General features: G+C 45.5%; 3 protein-coding genes and 1 pseudogene. All 4 read left to right on the forward strand.

The genetic code is table 11. From position 1 onward, the window contains the following. Window positions 1-27: 27 nt before the first annotated feature. Complete coding sequence (locus tag WA010_RS05105; protein ID WP_422556067.1) at window positions 28-786, forward strand: phosphatidate cytidylyltransferase; 759 nt, start codon at window positions 28-30, stop codon at window positions 784-786. After that, a complete protein-coding gene (dxr, locus tag WA010_RS05110) occupies window positions 783-1,856 on the forward strand; it encodes a 1-deoxy-D-xylulose-5-phosphate reductoisomerase (protein ID WP_422556065.1) in 1,074 nt (357 codons plus the stop codon). Before WA010_RS05105 ends, dxr begins: the two co-directional genes overlap by 4 nt. Next, a complete protein-coding gene (locus tag WA010_RS05115; RefSeq protein WP_422556066.1) occupies window positions 1,853-2,473 on the forward strand; it encodes an RBBP9/YdeN family alpha/beta hydrolase in 621 nt (206 codons plus the stop codon). Before dxr ends, WA010_RS05115 begins: the two co-directional genes overlap by 4 nt. After that, window positions 2,470-2,668 (forward strand): annotated as a pseudogene (locus WA010_RS05120) (tRNA (adenosine(37)-N6)-threonylcarbamoyltransferase complex transferase subunit TsaD); the annotation flags it as partial. The gene WA010_RS05115 and the pseudogene WA010_RS05120, both read left to right, overlap by 4 nt.

Below are 2,668 nucleotides of genomic sequence, written 5' to 3' on the forward strand. Positions count from 1 at the left end.
ATATTAACACCACTGGTCAAGCAAACAATGCAAACTGCAAAAAATTCAACTCAAGAACGTATTATTACTGCCGTCTTTTTGGTTATCGGCATCCTGATCGTGGGGCTTATCAACAATTTTTGGCTGATCTGGGCGGTGATGGGGGTCATTTATCTCCTCGCATTCCATGAAGCGACTCGATTATTCGGAATCAATAACAACTCTTTGTATGCTTATGCTGCGATTCTATGGTTGGCAGCAGCACTTTACCCTTACGGAGAAGATCTTTTTGTCATTGCCGGTTTAATTTTTGCAGCAGCAGTAGCCTATACTCAAAATATTCCGCCTAAAAATTTTCTTCCGTTTATCTATCCGACGGCAGGGATGCTTTTTACCCTTAGTATGTACCAAGAATATGGAATAGCTTCGCTGTTATGGCTTCTTGTCGTAGTGGCATCAGCCGACATCGGTGCCTATGTGGTGGGACGCAGTATCGGTAAAACTCCTTTTAGTGTCTCCAGTCCGAGTAAAACTCGTGAAGGAGTTTATGGAGGAATTGCTGTAGCAACAGGTGCCGGATTTTTTATCGGTATCACTATCGTCGATATCACTCAAGCCGTTATTATCTCGATGGCAGCCGCGATCGGAGCCGTTTTTGGGGATTTATTCGAGAGCTATCTCAAACGTCAAGCAGGAGTAAAAGACAGCGGTTCGATTTTGCCTGGGCATGGCGGTGTATTAGATCGAATCGATGGTTATCTTTTTGCCTCTGTCATTATGCTCGTTCTTCTTCGGGGCTTGGTTTGATCCTACTAGGTTCTACCGGTTCGATCGGTGTTAACGCTCTCAAAATTGCCGAGCAGTTTAACCTTAGCATCGATACTCTGGTTGCAGGTCGTAATATCTCCCTTTTAAATGAGCAAATCAAACGTCACAATCCAAAACGGGTTGTTGTCATGAACGAAGCCGATTGCTCTTTGGTGGATCACGATAGCGTTCGATCAGGAGAGATGGCGATTTTAGAAGCCATTGAAGAATCTTCTTCGCAACACGTTGTAAACGCATTGGTCGGTTTTACCGGATTTCGTCCTACGCTCAAAGCACTTGAATGTGGTAAAAAGATTGCTTTAGCTAACAAAGAATCATTGGTTGTCGGCGGATCGTTTGTGGATACGTCAAATATTGTCCCGATCGACAGTGAACATTTTGGATTATGGTATCTCAATCAGGGAAATCGTCAAATCAACCGCATGGTGATTACTGCCAGCGGTGGTGCATTTCGTGATTGGTCGTTGGATAAGCTCGCTTCCGCAACTCTAGTCGACGCACTCAAGCACCCCAACTGGTCGATGGGGCAGAAAATCACCATTGACAGTGCTTCAATGGTGAACAAACTTTTCGAACTCCTCGAAGCGAGATGGCTCTTTGGCGAAGGTGAATATGACGCACTTATCGAAACCAAATCACTCATTCATGCCCTCATTGATTATACAGATGGTTCTACGACCGCTCATTTTGCCCATGCCGATATGCGCCTTCCTATTGCCTACGCTCTCATGGGGAGAGTGGATACCCCTATTGTGGATCGAATCGATCTGACCCGTGTGGGAAATTTGGAATTTCGCGAAATCGATAAAGCGCGCTATCCGGTATGGGAGATTAAAAATGATCTTCTTAAAAATCCCTCAAGGGGGGTGATTGTCAATGCCGCCAATGAAGCGGCGATTCAGAGGTTTATTGAGGGGAATATTCGATTTATCGATATATCGGCAATGATTCTTCGTGCTTATGAGTCGTTTCACACCGCTCCCGAATCAGTAGAGGCTGTTTTTGCCCTCGATCAAGAGGTTCGCAACTACGTGAGAGGGTTATCGTGAGGAAAGTACTGATTCTTCATGGTTGGGGAGGATCGGATGATCCCCATTGGCAGGCATGGCTCGCAGGTGAAATAGCCAAGGATTATGGTACCGTCTCTTTTCCGCTGTTAGACAACCCCCATTTTCCAAGTAAAAATCGATGGATGAAACAAATCAAATCGATACTGAACGATTTTCAGCCCGATGTGGTGATCTGTCATTCGTTGGCCAATATCGCATGGTTTCATCTCTGTAATGAGGGAGAAATATCCCCAGTAAAGCGGCTCCTACTGGTAACACCTCCTCATCTGACTTGCAGTATCGAAACTCTCAAAACCTTTTTTCCTCTCGAAGCTCCTCAAAACCTTTTTGCGCAAGAGGTATTATTGGTCACCTCGACAAATGACCCCTATATGAGCACAGAAGAAGCCACAACACTTCAAAAGGCTCTCGCCGTTGAGATGAGAGTCATCGAGGAGGGTGGACACATTAACACCACCTCAGGATTCGGAGAATGGCCATGGGTTAAAGAGTGGGTTTTTTCCCCGTCATCCTCGGGCTTGACCCTGGGATCCATCCCCAATGAAGAGTTGGATTTCCGTCTTCACGGGAATGACGAGGCGAAAGAATTATTATGATTTTAAGTATCGAAAGCTCATGTGACGACAGTTCTATTGCCATTACGGAAATAACTACCAAAAAACTTATCTATCATAAAAAAATTTCCCAAGAGCTAGAGCACTCCGTCTATGGTGGTGTTGTTCCTGAGCTCGCCAGCCGTCTCCACGCTGAAGCGTTGCCCCGTATTTTAGCGGAGTGTGAAGCGTGGTTTG

This window comes from Sulfuricurvum sp. (assembly GCF_049305995.1).
Taxonomy (GTDB): Bacteria; Campylobacterota; Campylobacteria; order Campylobacterales; family Sulfurimonadaceae; genus Sulfuricurvum.